The sequence below is a fragment of the Bacteroides sp. 1_1_14 genome, from assembly GCF_000162515.1.
Taxonomy (GTDB): domain Bacteria; phylum Bacteroidota; class Bacteroidia; order Bacteroidales; family Bacteroidaceae; genus Bacteroides; species Bacteroides thetaiotaomicron.
In genome coordinates, this window is sequence record NZ_GG774707.1 from 418,126 (window position 1) to 435,836 (window position 17,711).

Annotated in this window: 13 protein-coding genes; 12 read left to right on the forward strand and 1 reads right to left on the reverse strand. The window is 35.3% G+C overall.

The window, feature by feature from the left end:
• The 12 genes from HMPREF9007_RS08370 to HMPREF9007_RS08315 all read left to right on the forward strand — a co-directional run.
• Nucleotides 1–1,721, forward strand: a 1,721-nt coding sequence (locus HMPREF9007_RS08370) for an SLBB domain-containing protein (RefSeq protein ID WP_032850542.1), incomplete at its 5' end; no start/stop codon positions are given.
• Between the two features lie 4 nt (nucleotides 1,722–1,725).
• On the forward strand, nucleotides 1,726–2,847 hold the full coding sequence (locus HMPREF9007_RS08365; protein WP_008762421.1) for a Wzz/FepE/Etk N-terminal domain-containing protein: 1,122 nt from the start codon (nucleotides 1,726–1,728) through the stop codon (nucleotides 2,845–2,847).
• Between the two features lie 44 nt (nucleotides 2,848–2,891).
• The gene (locus HMPREF9007_RS08360; protein WP_008762422.1) at nucleotides 2,892–3,989 is read left to right on the forward strand and encodes an MraY family glycosyltransferase; all 1,098 of its coding nucleotides are present in this window, start codon (nucleotides 2,892–2,894) and stop codon (nucleotides 3,987–3,989) included.
• A 51-nt stretch (nucleotides 3,990–4,040) separates the two neighbouring features.
• The gene (wecC, locus tag HMPREF9007_RS08355) at nucleotides 4,041–5,243 is read left to right on the forward strand and encodes a UDP-N-acetyl-D-mannosamine dehydrogenase (protein ID WP_008762423.1); all 1,203 of its coding nucleotides are present in this window, start codon (nucleotides 4,041–4,043) and stop codon (nucleotides 5,241–5,243) included.
• A gap of 58 nt (nucleotides 5,244–5,301) precedes the next feature.
• Entirely contained in the window at nucleotides 5,302–6,804 is a 1,503-nt protein-coding gene (locus tag HMPREF9007_RS08350) for a lipopolysaccharide biosynthesis protein (protein WP_117578863.1), read from the forward strand.
• A 47-nt stretch (nucleotides 6,805–6,851) separates the two neighbouring features.
• Entirely contained in the window at nucleotides 6,852–7,037 is a 186-nt protein-coding gene (locus HMPREF9007_RS26400; RefSeq protein WP_129593472.1) for a hypothetical protein, read from the forward strand.
• A 734-nt stretch (nucleotides 7,038–7,771) separates the two neighbouring features.
• Nucleotides 7,772–8,800, forward strand: a complete 1,029-nt coding sequence (locus tag HMPREF9007_RS08345; RefSeq protein WP_032850544.1) for a glycosyltransferase family 2 protein — start codon at nucleotides 7,772–7,774, stop codon at nucleotides 8,798–8,800.
• Nucleotides 8,781–9,776, forward strand: a complete 996-nt coding sequence (locus HMPREF9007_RS08340) for a glycosyltransferase family 1 protein (protein ID WP_032850546.1) — start codon at nucleotides 8,781–8,783, stop codon at nucleotides 9,774–9,776. Before HMPREF9007_RS08345 ends, HMPREF9007_RS08340 begins: the two co-directional genes overlap by 20 nt.
• A 1,323-nt stretch (nucleotides 9,777–11,099) precedes the next feature.
• Nucleotides 11,100–12,176 carry a glycosyltransferase family 4 protein gene (locus HMPREF9007_RS08330; RefSeq protein ID WP_008762429.1) on the forward strand — a complete coding sequence of 359 codons (1,077 nt, stop codon included), beginning with the start codon at nucleotides 11,100–11,102 and terminating at the stop codon, nucleotides 12,174–12,176.
• A 579-nt stretch (nucleotides 12,177–12,755) separates the two neighbouring features.
• On the forward strand, nucleotides 12,756–13,454 hold the full coding sequence (locus tag HMPREF9007_RS08325; RefSeq protein WP_008762430.1) for a WecB/TagA/CpsF family glycosyltransferase: 699 nt from the start codon (nucleotides 12,756–12,758) through the stop codon (nucleotides 13,452–13,454).
• A gap of 2 nt (nucleotides 13,455–13,456) precedes the next feature.
• Entirely contained in the window at nucleotides 13,457–14,626 is a 1,170-nt protein-coding gene (gene wecB / locus HMPREF9007_RS08320; protein WP_032850569.1) for a UDP-N-acetylglucosamine 2-epimerase (non-hydrolyzing), read from the forward strand.
• 609 nt (nucleotides 14,627–15,235) lie between these two features.
• The gene (locus HMPREF9007_RS08315) at nucleotides 15,236–17,314 is read left to right on the forward strand and encodes a BT4734/BF3469 family protein (RefSeq protein WP_008762432.1); all 2,079 of its coding nucleotides are present in this window, start codon (nucleotides 15,236–15,238) and stop codon (nucleotides 17,312–17,314) included.
• A gap of 98 nt (nucleotides 17,315–17,412) precedes the next feature.
• Here the strand turns inward: HMPREF9007_RS08315 and HMPREF9007_RS26410 are convergent.
• The coding region (locus HMPREF9007_RS26410) for a transposase (protein WP_129593473.1) at nucleotides 17,413–17,711 on the reverse strand (299 nt) is incomplete at its 5' end.

Sequence of the window (17,711 nt, forward strand, 5' to 3'; positions counted from 1 at the left end):
GAGAGGTCGTGCAGCCGGGTACCTACGCCCTTTCTTCCTTCTCTACCGTCTTCCACGCGCTTTACCGTGCAGGCGGCGTGAGTGATATCGGCAGCCTCCGAAATGTTCAGTTGGTACGCAACGGAAAGAATATCGCCACCATCGATGTTTATGAATTTATCATGAAAGGCAACACACAGGATGACATCCGCCTTCAGGAAGGTGACGTGGTTATCGTCCCCGCCTACGATGTCTTGGTAAAGATCAGCGGCAAGGTAAAACGCCCTATGCGTTTCGAAATGAAGAAAGACGAGAACCTTGCCACTTTAATCAAATATGCCGGCGGCTTTGAAGCCGATGCCTACACCCGTTCATTGCGTGTTGTCCGTCAGAATGGTGAGGAATATGAGGTCAACACGGTCAAGGATATGGACTACAGCATCTACACAATGCGTAACGGTGACGTTGTAACAGCCGAAGCCATCCTTAACCGCTTCACAAACAAACTGGAAATCCGTGGCGCTGTCTATCGTCCCGGTATTTACCAGCTCAGCGGTAAACTGAACACGATCCGCGAACTTGTCCATGAAGCCCAGGGCCTGACCGGTGACGCTTTCCTGAATCGTGCCGTCCTTTATCGCCAGCGTGAGGATCTGACCAGTGAAGTTGTTCAGATAGACATCAAGTCTATCATGGACGGTACTTCCCCGAACCTCGCCCTGATGAAGAATGACATCCTTTACATTCCGAGCATTCACGATCTGGAAGATCGTGGCAATGTCACAGTTCACGGTGAGGTCGCCCAACCGGATTCCTATCCCTATGCTGATAACATGACACTTGAGGATCTGATCATTCAGGCCGGTGGCTTGAAAGAAGCCGCCTCCACTGTCCGCATTGATGTGTCGAGACGAATCAAGAATCCCCGTAGTACCGCGGATAATGATACTATCGGTCAGATGTATACCTTCTCTTTAAAGGATGGTTTTGTCATCGACGGTCAGCCCGGTTTTATCCTTCAGCCTTATGACGAAGTTTATGTCCGTCGCAGTCCGGGTTATCAGGCGCAACAGAATGTAGTCATTGATGGTGAAATCCTTTTCGGAGGAAATTATGCCATGACCAACCGTGAGGAACGTCTTTCCGATCTGGTGAATAAAGCGGGTGGTCCTACGAGTCTTGCCTATCTTCGTGGTGCAAAGCTGACCCGTGTGGCAAGTGCGGGTGAGAAGAAACGTATGGGTGATGTGATTCGCCTGATGAGCAGGCAATTGGGTGAAGCCATGATTGACTCTTTGGGTATTGGTGTTGAGGATACCTTTACGGTAGGTATTGATCTGGAGAAGGCTTTGACTAATCCTAAGGGTAGTGCCGACCTTGTCTTACGTGAAGGTGATGTGGTCTTTATACCTAAGAATACTAATACTGTAACTATCAATGGTGCTGTCATGGTTCCGAATACGGTTTCTTATATGAAGGGAAAGGATGTGGATTATTATCTGAATCAGGCCGGTGGCTGTTCTGATAATGCAAGGAAGAGTAAGAAGTTCATTGTTTACATGAATGGTCAGGTGACGAAGGTTAAGGGTAGTGGTAAGAAACAGATTGAGCCGGGGTGTGAGATTATTGTGCCTAGTAAGGCTAAGAAGAAAGGGAACATAGCTAATATTTTAGGTTATGCTACTTCCTTCAGTTCTTTGGGAATGATGATTGCTTCTATTGCTAATCTGATAAAGAAATAAGATTATGTCTGAACAACATGTGAGTAAGAACCAATCTACAGATTTAGATACTTCTTCGAAAGATGAAATTGATTTAGTGGAAATCTTGTGTAAAATTATAGTAATTCGTAAAAAAATATATAAAGTTGCTGGGATAGGACTGATTATTGGCGTTATTGTAGCATTGAGTATCCCCAAACAGTATACGGTAAAAGTGACTCTTTCTCCAGAGATGGGGAGTTCTAGGGGAACTAATGGATTAGCTGGACTTGCAGCTTCTTTTTTAGGTAGTGGAGCTACAACAGGAGATGGCTCTGATGCTCTAAATGCGTCACTTTCTTCTGATATAGTCTCTTCTACTCCTTTTCTTTTAGAGTTATTAGATATAACTGTCTCTTCTTCGAATAAAAGTAAAGATATAACTTTAGCATCATATTTGGATAAACAGACTTCCCCTTGGTGGAGTTATGTGATAGGGTTACCTGGTATTATCATCAATAGTATTAAGTCATTGTTTGAAGATGACAACAATATAGATATTGATAATAAAGTAAAGAGAGGTGCTATTGAACTAACAAAGGAAGAAAGTGAAAAGATTGCTACACTTAAAAGGAGTATAACTGCTTTGGTTGATCAAAAAACTGCAATAACCAATATCTCTGTTACTTTACAAGATCCTAAAATAACTGCTGTTGTTGCAGATTCTGTAGTGTGTAAATTGCAAGAATATATTATCAATTATCGTACTTCTAAAGCTAAGGAAGATTGTAGCTATTTAGAAAAACTTTGTAAAGAGCGCCAACAGGAGTATTATGTAGCACAAAAAAAATATGCACTATATATAGACACTCATGATGATATAATTCTTCAAAGTGTAAGAGCAGAACAGGAACGTTTACAAAATGATATGAATTTGGCTTATCAAGTATATAGTCAAGTTGCTAGTCAACTACAAGTTGCTAGGGCAAAAGTACAAGAGGAAAAACCTGTTTTTGCAGTGTTAGAGCCTGCTGTTGTGCCACAGTATCCTTCAGGGATGGGATTAAAGATATATGTATTACTATTTATGTTTTTGGCTATCGTAGGCACGATTAGTTGGATATTTATAGGTGACGATTTATGGAATCGTTTAAAAGGAATAAGATAAAAATAGTTTTGTATAATGCTTTGTTATATTCACCTTAACCAATTATGAATTTAATATTTATTATTATATCTTTTGTTATTTCTGTAGGTGTTTCCCGACTTATTATACCTCGTATTTTGATGATTTCATTACATAAGAAATTATTTGATGTACCAAATGAACGAAAAATACATAAGCATGCCATTCCTCGACTAGGTGGTGTCGCTTTTTTTCCTACAATATTGCTTTCTTGTTGTATCGTTTTAGCACTTCGTGCTTTGATGGGGTATAATATATCAATATTGCAGGCTATATATGCATTGCCTGAATGTACACTTCTAGTTTGTGGGATGGTTCTTTTATATCTGACTGGTATAGCTGACGATTTAGTCGGAGTTCGTTATCACCAGAAATTTATTATTCAGATTTTATGTGCAAGTTTGTTCCCTATTGCTGGTCTTTGGATAAATGATCTTTATGGATTATTCGGTATTTATGCTCTTCCATCCTATGTTGGTATACCTTTTACAATATTTACGGTAGTATTTATTACTAATGCAATTAATTTAATTGACGGTATTGATGGTCTTGCTTCGGGATTGAGCAGTGTTGCATTATTGGTTTTTGGTTTCCTATATATTAGTAAGGGCTTATGGTTGTATAGTATGTTTGCCTTTAGTACGTTTGGGGTCCTAGTTCCATTTTTCTATTATAATGTTTTTGGAAGCGCAGAGCGCGATCGTAAAATATTCATGGGTGATACAGGGAGTTTGACTTTGGGGTATATCTTGAGTTTTTTAGCAATCAAATATAGTCAGAATAATGTAGATGTTATTTCGTATACTGAAGGTGCATTTGTGATAGCTTTTAGTACTTTGATCGTACCTGTATTTGATGTGGTCCGTGTTATATTAGTTCGTTTTCGTAATGGTAAAAATCCATTTGAGCCAGATAAAAATCATATTCATCATAAGTTTTTGGCAATGGGATTCACTCCACGGAAATCGATGGTAATTATATTATTGATTTCTTGTACTTTTAGTGGACTAAATATATTGTTAATGCCCTATGTGAATAATACACTCATGTTGATAGCAGATATCTTGATATGGATTAGCTTGAATTTATGGTGGGATAAAATAAAGATGAATAAGCTGATTTAAATATTGACATATATAGGATTAAAGGAAAACTTTTAAAAATCATATTTAGTAATGAAAGCATGTTTTATGGGGTTAGGCTATATTGGTCTTCCTACTTCGATTATTGCCGCAAAAAATGGTATTCAAATTCTAGGAGTTGATATAAATCCAAAAGTAGTTGAAAAAACTAATGCAGGAGAACTTCATATAATTGAACCAGGTATGGAAGAAATATTGAAAGAAGTAGTTATGTCTGGTATGTTTCGAGCTTCAACTATACCTGAAGTTTGTGATGCTTATTTTATGGTAGTGCCGACACCTTTTAAAGGTAATCATGAACCGGATATTTCTTATGTTGAAGCAGCTACGCGTTCCGTAATTCCGTATTTAAAGGAAGGGGATCTTTATGTGATAGAATCAACTTCACCAGTTGGAACCACAGAGTTAATGGCGAGTATTATTTATGCAGAGCGCCCAGAACTTGAAGGACAAATTTATATAGCATATTGTCCCGAGCGTGTATTACCTGGAAATGTAATATATGAATTGATACATAATGACCGTGTTATTGGTGGATTAAATCCAGAGTCAACAGAGAAGGCTATTAATTTTTATTCTCAGTTTGTTAGAGGTGTGTTACATAAAACTAATGCTCGAACTGCGGAAATGTGTAAACTTACAGAAAACTCTTCTCGTGATGTTCAGATTGCCTTTGCAAATGAATTATCAATGATTTGTGATAAAGCGAATATAAATGTGTGGGAGTTGATTAATTTGGCAAATAAACATCCTCGTGTTAATATATTGCAGCCAGGGTGTGGAGTAGGTGGTCACTGTATTGCAGTTGATCCTTATTTTATAACAGCCGAGTTTCCTGCTGAATCTCAGTTGATAGGAAAAGCAAGAGAAATCAATAATTACAAATCTTTCTGGTGTGCTGAGAAAGTAAAAAACGCAATGCTTGAATATGAATTGAAGAATCATCGTAAGCCTATTGTTGCCATGATGGGACTAGCATTTAAGCCTAATATTGATGATTTGCGTGAGTCGCCAGCAAAGTATGTCACGACAAAAGTAATGCAAAATTGTAATAATGCCACTATATTTGTAGTTGAGCCTAATGTGAAAGAACATAACGTATTTAAGTTGACTGATTATGAGGAGGCTTATGATAAAGCTGATATTGTTGTGTTTATGGTTGCACATGATCTTTTCACGAGTCTTCCTTATCGAAAGGATAAAGTTATTCTTGATTTTTGTGGGATATACAAATAATAGATAGATATTGCATACATCCGTTGGTAAAAACAAGCGCATAGCAAAAAATACCCTAATGTTATATATGCGTATGCTGCTTATTATGGCAGTTACGTTATATACTTCGCGCATCATTCTGAATACTCTTGGTGTAGAGGACTTTGGTATTTATAATGTTGTGGGTGGTGTGATTTCTATGTTAGGATTTTTAAATTCTTCATTAGGGGGAGCCAGTTCACGCTTTATTACTTTTTCGTTAGGAAAAAACGATAAGAAGGAATTAAGGAAAGTCTTCTCTACGGTTGTTTTTATACATCTTATTCTTGCTGTTGTTATCATTCTATTGGGAGAGACGCTAGGATTATGGTTTGTTTATCATAAACTAGTTATACCTCCTGAACGTCTGACAGCAGCCTTGTGGGTATATCATTGTTCCATTCTGACTGCAGTTGTGTCTATAATAAGTGTACCTTATAATTCATTAGTTGTAGCCCACGAGCGAATGAGTGCATTTGCTTATATTTCTGTAATTGAGGTAGCTTTAAAATTAGGCATTGTTTATTTTTTGGTATATATTTCACAAGATAAATTGATCACTTATGCTGTGTTATATCTGATCGTGCAAATATTTATCCGATTTTTATATGGATGTTATTGTTCTAGCCATTTTTCAGAGAGTAAGATTCTGTTTGGTTGGAGCCCACAGTTAGTTAAAGAAATTTCAATTTATGCTGGTTGGACAGTAAATGGAAACCTAGCAGTTGTAGGATATACGCAAGGAATCAATATTCTTTTGAATTTGTTTTTTGGTCCAGTAGCCAATGCTGCTCGTGGTATTGCAGTACAAGTGCAGGCGGCGGTAATGACATTTATGCAGAATATGCAGATGGCAGTTAGACCACAAATTATAAAGTCCTATGCTACTTTTGATTTGTCATATATGCATACATTGGTGGTGGCATCATCAAAATATGGTTTTTTTTTAATGTTGGTGCTAACTTTCCCGATTATGTTGTGTGTAGATCCTATATTGAAAATTTGGCTTGGGGTAGTTCCTGGATATACGGTAGGATTTGTGCGAATCATGTTAATGATAGGTTTGTTGGAGTCCTTAAAAGTAGCATTAATTAGTGCTATACATGCTACTGGCGATATTCGAAAATTTCAAATTTATGAAGGAACTTTTTTGTTAACAGTTGTGCCTATTGCTTATGTCTTGTTGAAAGTATATCATATTTCTCCAAATGATGTGATGTTAGTATATTTTTTTGTGGAATTAGTTACTCAATGTATTCGTGTGTGGATTGTTTGTCCTCGTATTCAGATGCCTTTTACTAGTTATTTAAAGAAAATAATTTGTCCGATATTACCTCCTTTGCTATGCATACTTCCAGTCTTATCTTGGCTTTCTCTGCCTAAAGAACTTTCTTTGGGCTGCTTGGCTTTATATTTGTCTTTAGCTGTATTATATGTTTTGATTTGTATTTATCTATTAGGATTAACAAGTTCGGAACGTAGAATAATGTATAATTTTGTTAAAACAAATATTAATTGTATCTTGAATTTTTTACGAGTGTAAAAAATCACAATAAGCAATATAGTAACGAATTGTATAAATAGATGAGAATGACAAATATTGATGTTTCGATTATTATTGTAAATTATGACATCACATCTTTGGTAGTAAATGCAATAGATTCTTTATTTCATAAAATAAAAGATCTTACTATTGAAATAATTGTTATTAGTAATGTTTCTAATGATATCTCCCCCCCCCCTCCCCAAAAAGCAATTGTTAGAAAAAAATGGTAATTTTTTATTGTTGGATTAAAAGGAAGGGTCGGTTTGGGTAGAGTAAATAACGAAGGTATAAAGAAGATTAAGGGAAGAAATATTCTACTTCTCAATTCTGATATACTTTTACTTCTCAATTCAGTAAAAATATTATCTGATTATTTATATACTCATCCTAAAGTTGGGGCTTGCGGAAGGAACCTGTATAATATTAACTAAAAGCTAGTGTATTTTTATCATCGTTTTAGATCTGGAATTTTCTCAGAAGAGTTAGCAGTACTTGTGATGGGAATAAGTAATAGATTTATTTATCAGCCTCTTTTACCTATACCTCTCATCCTATTGCTGTAGGAAATGTTTCGGGAGCTAGTATGATGGTTTCTCGTAAAGTATTAGATGAAGTTGGAATATTTGATCCTGATTTTTTTATGTATTCAGAATAAACTGAATTATCTTGGAGAATAAAAAAATGGATATATAATAAAGAGCGTGCTTCAATCAAGAATTGCTCATTTGGAGGGACAAAGTTTTAAAGTGCCTGAAACAAGAATACGAATGATGTTGGAAAGTTTTATGAAATATTATATCAAAACGAGGGGATGTTTTGATTTGAAAGTAGCTGATATTTTATTATGGCTAGGTGTGGAAATAAATGTAATAGGTTGGAAAATATTAAAAAGAAGGGAACGAGAAATATTTTATAAGACGAAATGGATATTGGTAAATAAAATGTGTTCATTATTTTGGAGGTTATGAGAAATGATATTGAAAAGAGAATATTATCTGTGATTGTTCCTGTATATAATGCAGAACAATATTTGGATCAATGCATTTCCAGTATATTGGATCAATCTTTTTCTGATTTCTATTTGTTTTTAGTTAATGATGGAAGTACAGATAACTCTAGAGATATTTGTGAAAAATTTGCATTGCTAGACTCACGTGTAACAGTATGGCATCTTCCTAATAATGGACCAAGTACTGCTCGAAATTTTGCTTTGGAGAAGGTTTCTACTGAGTGGGTGTGTTTTGTTGATTCAGATGATATTCTTGAAAAGGATTATTTGAAAGTCTTTTTTAAGTACGGTGTTCCTGATAAATATTGTTTGGAGATGCAAGGAATGGAATATGTAGATTGTACTGGAAACAAAGGATTGAATCATATTATATATCCGGAAATATATTTATTGGGAGAAAATGTTAAGAATGGAATTGTTGAGCATAGATTGTTGCATTCGGGGGGGCCATGTCTTAAATTATATAATATAAACGTAATTCGGGAAAATTGTATAACTTTTAATACAGCGTTTCGCTTTCATGAAGATCATATATTTTATCTTCAATATTTATATAATGTAAAAAGCATTCGCTTGTTGTCTGGTGCTAAATATAAATATAGGCAAGTGGAGGGATCTTTGACTCATCGAATACATCCTTATGAGCAGATTGAGTTAGCTTATCACTTATTTTCAAATAAACTCGAACTGGTTATAGGCAAATTCCAAATTGAGGATTCATCTTATTTGAAGCAGATCAGGCATGATGTAGCAAGAATTCATGTTAAAGCAATTCGTTTTTGTTATCTGTCAAAACCGATTAAACTTGAAAGGGTGAAGTTTCTAGAATCTTGTAAAGCGGAGAAAGAAAATATGAAAAAAAGATACTTTCCCACTTCGTGTAAGGAATGGATTTGGAAAGCTATTCTATTGTACGTTCCAGTTTCTTTTCAGGATTTACTATTGTCAATAATAATTAATAAATATGAAGGAAAAGACAGTTAAAAAGGTGTTATTTCTACGAAAAAAAATATCTGGGGAGAATAGCATAGAGGAACTTGCTTATATTTTGATTTCTAAAATCCCTGATTTAGAGTTAGTCATATTTCCAGAGACGGGTAACTCTTTTAGTAAAATAGTTAAAAATATATGTTATGCACGGAAACATCAAGGAGACATAAATCACTTTTTCTCTCCTTCTGATTGTTATGTAATTCCATTTTTGAAAAATAAAAAAGTTGTAACTTGGCATGATGTTGGGACAGGATTGATGTCTCAATCAGTAATAAAAAGATGGATACGAAAGAAATTGTTAATGGCATTCCCTTTGTATTTTGCTGATAGATTAACTTGCATTTCAGAACATACTAAGCAAGAACTGAAAGAATTATATTCTGGTTCAGAAAACAGATCTTTGGTAATTTATAATTGTTATAATCCCAAATTAGAATATACGCAACATACTTTTAATACTCAAAAACCGATAATTTTGCAGATAGGTACTGGTATGCGTAAAAACTTAGCTCATGTTATTGAAGCATTACAAGGAATTGAGTGTGTGTTATATATTGTAGGCAAGCTAAGTAAGGAGCAAAAGAGACTTCTGGAAGAAAATGAAATAAATTATGTATCAGAATATGATGTTGATTTCAAAAGAATAATTGAATTATATAAACTATGTGACATTGTTAGTTTTCCTTCTTTTTATGAAGGATTTGGAATGCCTATAATAGAAGCTAACGTTACTGGGAGGGTAGTATTGACTAGTCGTATGGGGGCTATTCCTGAGATAGCAGGAGATGCCGTATATTATGTAGATCCTCATGATATAAATGATATTCGGAAAGGTTTTTTGCTTCTAATTAAAAATGTAAGTTATCGAAATTCATTGATTGAAAAGGGCAGGATAAACGCTAAACGTTTTACAGTAGATAAAATGATAAATAGTTATAGTGAATTATATACTCAACTTGCGAAATAAGCACCAACTAATGATAATACATAGTTATTATAGTAAATACCTTCTGTTATCTTTCTTGATTAGCTTTCTTTTATACATAGGGTTAATTTTGGTTACTGATACAATAAATGGGGAGTTTGTATGTTGGCAGATATTTACAATATTTTCTTTTTTTTCTTCTTTATATTTAGGGCTAAAGTTGAAAGTAAAAGAACTGTTTTTGCTTATCTTTAGTTATCAAATCATCTTCTCTTATATTTTACATTGGTACTTTTTATTTAAAACTAGTAGTGCTTTTGGATTCAATGCGGTCGATTCTGTTTTATATTCCCAGATTGCGTTTCAAATAAAGGATATGAATTGGATAGAATCTATTAGGGTAATAGAACGTTATTTTTATGATTTGTCTGATTATGGTTATCCGTTGTTTTTGAAATGTGTATATACTTTGGGAGGAAGTTTGGAAAATTCGATAATATTGTTGATATTTATTAATTGCGTGATGCAAACAATTGTTTGTATTATGACGTATGATCTTTCTAATATGCTATTGTATGATAGATATAAATCTCAATGGATAACTTTGTTATGGGGATTAAATACGGCATCTGTCTATTTGAATGCATCTGGACTTAAAGAACCTTTATTTTTGTTCTTATCTGTGGCTACTATTTGGAGTATATATAAATGTAAGGAGAGAAAGAATATTGGATGGCATATACTAGTATGGATGTTAATAACTTCCACTTGGTTTTTTCGTTATTATTTATCTTTGTTTTTTATAATTATATACATTGGATACTATTGGTTTCCATATCTCTATAATCGTTATTTTGGGGTAATTTGTATAGTTTCAATTGTTCTATGCCTTTATTTTACGAGTTTGTTGGTGTACTATTTCCCAGCGATATATTATGCTTTGTTAAATACCGAAGAAACATTTTCGTCTAATGGCATATTGTTTAAGTATGTTTCGTATTTGCTTGCATTTTTAAGTCCAATACCAAAATATTTTCAAGTAGCAACACCTCAAGATTTGATTATGCTTGTTTATTCCATAGTGAAATTCTCTTTTTCAATCTTTGTATTATTAGGTTCATATTTTTTTATTAAGCATAAGAAAACGCAATTTTATCCTTTAATAAGTATCGTTCTGTTTAATGTTTTACTGTTAATTGTGTCTGGTCATATGATTGAATATAGGTATTCATATGTTATAATGCCATGTTTTTTTATATTGATGATAGCTGGAATGGAATATAGAAACAAATATCTTACTACTGTATATTTGTTTTTCTCGGCTTTTATTATTTTATTGTTTAATCTGCGTTTGTATTAGTTTGCATGAAAATTTTGGTTATTTCTAATATGTATCCTTCTGTTAAGGATCCTGTGTATGGGACTTTTGTACAAACTTTTGTGGAACAAATGAAGGTGTTAAACACTGAGGGCAAAACTAATATAATCGTTATTAAAGGGCGTGATGGGGAGTATGGAAGGAAGCTGTTTAAATACGTAAAATTTTATATTAGTATACTTTTTTCTTTACTGTTTCGGAAACATGATATTGTCTATGTACATACAATTACCTATCCTATTATCCCTATCCGTTTAGCTTTACTATTTCGAAAACTTCCCTTAGTCTTTAATGTGCATGGAGGGGACGTATTGACTCATGGGAAAATAGCAGGAAAGATGAAGCAATATGCACGTCCTGTATTACGGAATGCAAGGATGATTGTTTCACCTTCCTTTTTTTTTAAGGAGATATTGTTATGCGAATTTCCTGAGCTAGAGGGGGATAAGATATTTGTATCTTCTTCTGGCGGGGTGGGTGTTGAATTTTATAAAGAGAGGCCGAAAGTGAAAAATGAGATTCCTATAATAGGATATATTTCGCGGATAGATAAAGGAAAAGGGTGGGATACATTGATAGATGCTTTATCTATATTGCGAGAAAGGGGAGTTTCGTATACTGCTATCATTGCTGGTCGTGGTACATTAGAAAAAGAAATGATGAAAAAAATAAGAGATTTATATCTTGATAATTTGATTAAATATATAGGTCCAATACCTTATCATTCTCTTCCTGAAATATATTGTACTTTAGATTTATTTATCTTTCCAACATGTTTGGAAGAAAGTCTAGGATTAGTTGGATTAGAAGCAATGGCTTGTGAAGTTCCTGTGATCGGTAGTTATATCGGTGGATTAAAAGACTATATCAAAGATAAAGAAAATGGATTCTTTTTTACTCCGGGAAATGCGGAAGAACTTTCTAATAAAATTGAATTATATCTATCTTTATCTAGTTCTGAAAAGCAAAAAATGACTGAAGCTGCTAAAAGGAAAGCGCAACGGTATGCTTCAGAAATAGTTGGAAGGGAGTTGTATGCTCAATTATTGAGGTTGATTGATTAAGATTTTATTTATCAAAAATATTATTTATATAATTTGTTTACTCATATATTATGTAATGGTTTACTATTTGTCTTTTTCAACAATACTCTTTGGAAAAATATCCTGTAAAATAAGATCCTTTTTTAATTATTATAATTTACTAGATACGAGAGGTAACTATAGATTTAAACATTAAAAATGAGAATTAAAGGACGGAAATAATTCGGGATTAGAATGTAATTTTAAAATGCAAAATGTAGTTCTGGGTTAGCTAATAATGTTATAATAAGAAGAAAAATGTTGATACCTTGGGTCTCATTTTGATAAAATTGATATTCCTATGAAATTGCAAGACTCGTCTAGTAAAATTAAAATATAAAGTGGTGATGGTGTTTGGATCGGTTCTTGTGTAATTATTCCATCAAAGTTAGAAAGAATAGACAATGGTGTGGGATAGGTGCAGGGAGAGTTACAACGAAAAACATCTCAATTACGCTGTAGCTGACGATCCTACAAAGATTGAAGGCTTAAAACTTTTGGGATAAAGGAATAGTAGATAATAATACATATAAATTTATTATTAAAAGGTTATAAATTAAGATGCATAAGATTGTTGTAAACGGGGTGGAAATTTTCCCTTTTAGTTCGGAAGCGCAGTTATTAAATTACGTAAATGAGAGGAAAGGTATTCTTATTGCTATTAATGCTGAGAAAATATTGAATGCTACAAAGGAAACTCGTTATATTATTAATCGGAATATTGGTTATTGTGACGGTGCTGGTGCAGTGATGGCTTTGAAACGGAAAGGATATAAAGATGTTTGTAAAATACCAGGTTGTGAATTATGGATTAAGATTATTAGTAAATATTGCGAAGAAAAGAGTTTTTACTTGATAGGTGCTAAGAAGCAGGTAATTGAAGATGTTGTTGCTAAATTAAAAGAAGAATATAAGGGAATAAATATACTAGGATATCGTAATGGTTACCTAAAAACGGATGAGGAAAAACAAGCGTTGATTGAAGATATTGTGAGAGTAAAGCCTGACGTGGTATTTGTTGCTATGGGATCTCCTAAGCAAGAATTGCTGATGGAGGATATTCAGAAACATCACGATGCTATATTTCAGGGATTGGGAGGAAGTTTTGATGTATATACCGGTCGCGTTGAAAGAGCACCTAAATGGTGGGTAAAGCACAATTTGGAATTTGCATACAGGCTAATAAAGGAGCCTAAGAGAATAAAACGACAAATTTACCTTGTGAAATTTGCCTATTGGTTAATGATGAATAAAATATGAAAATGAAAAAAGTAATGTTGGTATTTGGAACTCGTCCAGAAGCAATAAAGATGGCGCCATTGGTGAAAGAGTTTCAAAAGTATCCTGAGTATTTTAAAACAGTCGTATGTGTGACCGGACAACATCGGGAAATGTTAGATCAAGTACTAAGCTTATTTGAAATCATACCGGACTATGATCTTAATATAATGAAGCAGGGACAAGATTTGTATGATGTTACAGCCCGTGTGTTAACCGGAATGAGAGATGTGTTGAAGGAAGCACAGCCCGATGTTGTTTTTGTACATGGCGATACTACTACTTCAACAGCGGCAGCTTTGGCTGCATTTTATCAGCAAATACCAGTAGCACATGTGGAAGCGGGGCTTCGTACACGTAATATCTATAGTCCATGGCCAGAAGAAATGAATAGACAATTGACGGGACGTATTGCTGGTTTTCATTTTTCTCCGACGGTTTTAAGCCGACAAAACTTGATTGATGAAGGTATCGCAGATAATAGAATTACTGTGACTGGTAATACGGTGATAGATGCCTTATATGTGGTGGTTGAAAAAATTAAAAGAGAAGTGGAGTTAGATGAAACATTGAGAGAAAAGTTAAAGGAGGTAGGATATGATGTGACTCGCTTGGAAGATGGTAGGAAAATGGTGTTGATAACAGGACATCGACGTGAGAACTTTGGTGATGGTTTTATTAACATATGTAAGGCTATTAAAACCTTGATAGATAAATATCCTAATGTGGACTTTATTTATCCTATGCATTTGAATCCTAATGTACGTAAGCCGATTCATGAAGTTTTTGGAGAAGATTTATCATGTCTTGGAAATATGTTCTTTATTGAACCGTTGGAATATTTGAGTTTTGTCTATTTAATGGAGAAGTCTACTATTGTTCTTACTGATAGTGGTGGCATACAAGAAGAAGCTCCGGGGTTAGGAAAACCAGTTTTAGTTATGCGAGAGACGACAGAACGTCCTGAAGCATTGGAAGCGGGGACTGTGAAACTTGTTGGAACTGATTATAATAAAATAGTAAATGAGGTATCTTCTCTTCTTGTAGATAGTATCGCATATGAAAAGATGAGTAAAGCCGTTAATCCTTATGGAGATGGACAAGGGTGTAAAAGGATAGTAAATAGACTTATTAAAGAAGTAGTAAAAGGGTAATATTTAATACTTGTAGTTTTAAAACTAAATTTTCGTCATCATCCGTCACTTCAACTATTAATCAGTTATCAATCAATGAGCTAAGAGTTACGGCAACCAGTGACGGCAAAGTGACGGCAGAATAAATCAAAATTTTGCCGTCACTTTTCTTTTTATCTAGAGTTTAGATATCCTATTGATAGTTGGATGCTTACCACTAAGAGAGTTTACTGAATGCTTATATCTAGACTATACTGCGCGTATTAGAGCAAATGCTAGTAATCTTAATATGCAGACAAGGCTTGGCCAATATGTTTTGTATGGTATATGTTCTCGTTCCATGTACGTGAAGCATTCGGACCACGTATGTGAACCCATGGGATCACGTACACGAACCGATGGGACCACGTACGTGGAACGAATTTTTGTTACTAGAAAGATACATAAATCTAGTATTGAAAACTACTTAATGGAGCCATGTCTTACTATTAAGTCAAAGAGATTATGTAAAGTTAATAGTAGAATTTTTATTTTGGAATAATACTGCTGAAATCCTTTTCTACCTGATATTTAATGACTATCTTTGAGACTCGTAACCGTTTATAAATATAAAAATAGAATAAGGTAGAAATGAAGATAACACAGATAAGAGAAACAGAAAGCGCAGAAGCAATTAGTGTATTGAATTTAGAATCGTTTGTAGAAAAAATAAAAGTAGAGATTAAAGCGCGTCCGGTATCCGGATTTCGTGAGGCTTTGCATTATGTTTTACCCGGTGAATCTTGCCATCTTTCGGGTAAACTGCCTAAAATAATTCCAGCTGTTGCATTCGGACGTGTCAATGGAGTGAAGCGTATGAAGGCTTATAATGGCATTGTCGAGTTGAGTGTCGGTCCCCTTGCTGGAAAAGCAGAAATAGAGATCGTCAAGAAGAAAGCGGCGGAACTTCCGCAAACTAAACTTGCTTTTATGGGATCGAGCGGAAAGACCGTCAAGATATGGACTTATTTTACCCGACCGGATGGGACATTACCACAAACACAAGAGGAGGCAGAAATATTTCATGCCCATGCGTACCGGTTGGCGGTGAAATGTTATCAACCCCAACTTCCTTTTGACATTCAGATGAAAGAACCACTTTTGGATCAGTATTCACGGTTGAGCTATGATCCAGAATTGTTTTATCGGGAAGACGCAGTACCTTTCTATCTTTCCCAACCTTTCGGAATGCCTGCCGAGAACAGTTATCGGGAGAAGACGATTGCAGAGAAGTCGCCTTTAAGTCGTGCCGTACCGGGTTATGATACGGAAGATGCGTTGGCTGTGCTATATGAGGCTGCTTTGAGGAAAACATTTGAAGAAATGGAAGATGGCTGGAAGCGGGATGATGAATTGCAGCCGTTAGTAGTGAGACTGGCAGAGAATTGTTTTCATTCCGGCATTCCGGAGGAAGAAGTAGTGCGACGGACCATTCATCGCTATTACAGGCAACAACAATCGCTGCTGGTCAGAGAAATGATAGGCAATGTGTATAAAGAGTGCAAGGGATTCGGTAAGAAAGACTTGTTGACCAAGGAGCAGCATCTTAATTTGCAAACGGAGGAATTTATGAATCGCCGGTATGAATTCCGATATAACACACAGGTGGGAGAGGTAGAATACCGGGATCGTTGCTCATTCTTTTTCCGTTTTCGTCCTGTAGATAAGAGAATACAGAACAGTATTTTGCTGGATGCCCAGAGCGAGGGGATTTCTGTGTGGGATCGGGATATCGATCGGTATCTGCATTCCAATCGTATATCTGTCTATAATCCGTTGGAAGAGTTTCTTTTTCATTTGCCCAACTGGGATGGAAAAGACCGGATTGGAGAACTGGCAGACAGAGTTCCCTGTGAAAATAAACATTGGATGATGCTTTTTCATCGGTGGTTTCTCAATATGGTAGCTCATTGGCGTGGGTATGATAAACAGCATGCGAACAGCACATCTCCGTTATTGGTCGGTGCGCAGGGTACCCGTAAATCAACTTTTTGTCGGGATCTGATGCCACCGGAACTTCGCGGATACTATACAGATAGCATCGATTTCGGCCGTAAACGGGATGCGGAAATGTATCTGAACCGTTTTGCACTAATCAATATTGATGAATTTGATCAGGTGACTCTGACTCAACAGGGATTTCTCAAACATATTCTTCAGAAACCTGTGGTGAATCTTCGTAAGCCTTATGGTAATTCCATACAGGAACTTCGGCGTTATGCTTCGTTTATAGGAACCAGCAATCAGAAGGATTTGCTGACTGATCCTTCCGGCAGCCGCCGTTTTATCTGTATAGAAGTAACTGATACTATTGATACGACCCGCCCTATTGACTACGGACAGTTGTATGCACAGGCTATGTATGAGATTTATCATGGAGAACGTTACTGGTTTGATGATGAAGATGAAGCCGTTATGACGGAAAGTAATCAGGAGTTTGAGCAGACTCCGCCAATGGTGCAGTTGTTCTATCGTTACTTTAGAGGTGCTGAGGATCATGAGGAAGGAGAATACCTGTATTTAATGGATATATTGAATTATTTGCAGAAGAAATCGACTATTCCTTTATCTTCCAATAAGGTCAATTACTTTGGAAGGCTACTGCAAAAAGCAGGGATACCCTCGAAACATACGAACAGGGGAAGGCTTTATAAGGTTGTAAAATTATAAAATACAGAAAGCATTTGCTGGTACTTTAGTGACCGAATGATACTGGTGACGGCAAAGCTGCGATTCGGAGTGACGGCGTAAGCGTCTCCGCGATGCCGTTACTTCTTCCATTTATCCGGTAATAGTCCTCTGAGATATTTTTTATTTGTATTGGGATTTACCATTACAAATTTGTTTAATATGTCTTTGAAGTATTCAAATGTATTAATTCCATTTAGCCTGCATGAACATGCCAGTGAATATATCAGTACTGCTCTTTTTGCTCCCTGATGACTTCCGCAAAATAGTGAGTTCCTTCTGCTCAGGCTTATATATCTGTTAATCCTCTCAATGGCATTATTGTCCATTTCATACTCGGGTCTGAGCATATAATTGCATAATGCTGGAAATTCATTCA

What these genes read in the sequence shown, in the direction of transcription:
- HMPREF9007_RS08365 (WP_008762421.1), top strand. Translation starts at nt 1,726, where the DNA reads ATGTCTGAACAACATGTGAGTAAGAACCAATCTACAGATTTAGATACT.
- HMPREF9007_RS08360 (WP_008762422.1), top strand. Translation starts at nt 2,892, where the DNA reads ATGAATTTAATATTTATTATTATATCTTTTGTTATTTCTGTAGGTGTT.
- wecC (WP_008762423.1), top strand. Translation starts at nt 4,041, where the DNA reads ATGAAAGCATGTTTTATGGGGTTAGGCTATATTGGTCTTCCTACTTCG.
- HMPREF9007_RS08350 (WP_117578863.1), top strand. Translation starts at nt 5,302, where the DNA reads ATGTTATATATGCGTATGCTGCTTATTATGGCAGTTACGTTATATACT.
- HMPREF9007_RS26400 (WP_129593472.1), top strand. Translation starts at nt 6,852, where the DNA reads ATGACAAATATTGATGTTTCGATTATTATTGTAAATTATGACATCACA.
- HMPREF9007_RS08345 (WP_032850544.1), top strand. Translation starts at nt 7,772, where the DNA reads ATGAGAAATGATATTGAAAAGAGAATATTATCTGTGATTGTTCCTGTA.
- HMPREF9007_RS08340 (WP_032850546.1), top strand. Translation starts at nt 8,781, where the DNA reads ATGAAGGAAAAGACAGTTAAAAAGGTGTTATTTCTACGAAAAAAAATA.
- HMPREF9007_RS08330 (WP_008762429.1), top strand. Translation starts at nt 11,100, where the DNA reads ATGAAAATTTTGGTTATTTCTAATATGTATCCTTCTGTTAAGGATCCT.
- HMPREF9007_RS08325 (WP_008762430.1), top strand. Translation starts at nt 12,756, where the DNA reads ATGCATAAGATTGTTGTAAACGGGGTGGAAATTTTCCCTTTTAGTTCG.
- wecB (WP_032850569.1), top strand. Translation starts at nt 13,457, where the DNA reads ATGAAAAAAGTAATGTTGGTATTTGGAACTCGTCCAGAAGCAATAAAG.
- HMPREF9007_RS08315 (WP_008762432.1), top strand. Translation starts at nt 15,236, where the DNA reads ATGAAGATAACACAGATAAGAGAAACAGAAAGCGCAGAAGCAATTAGT.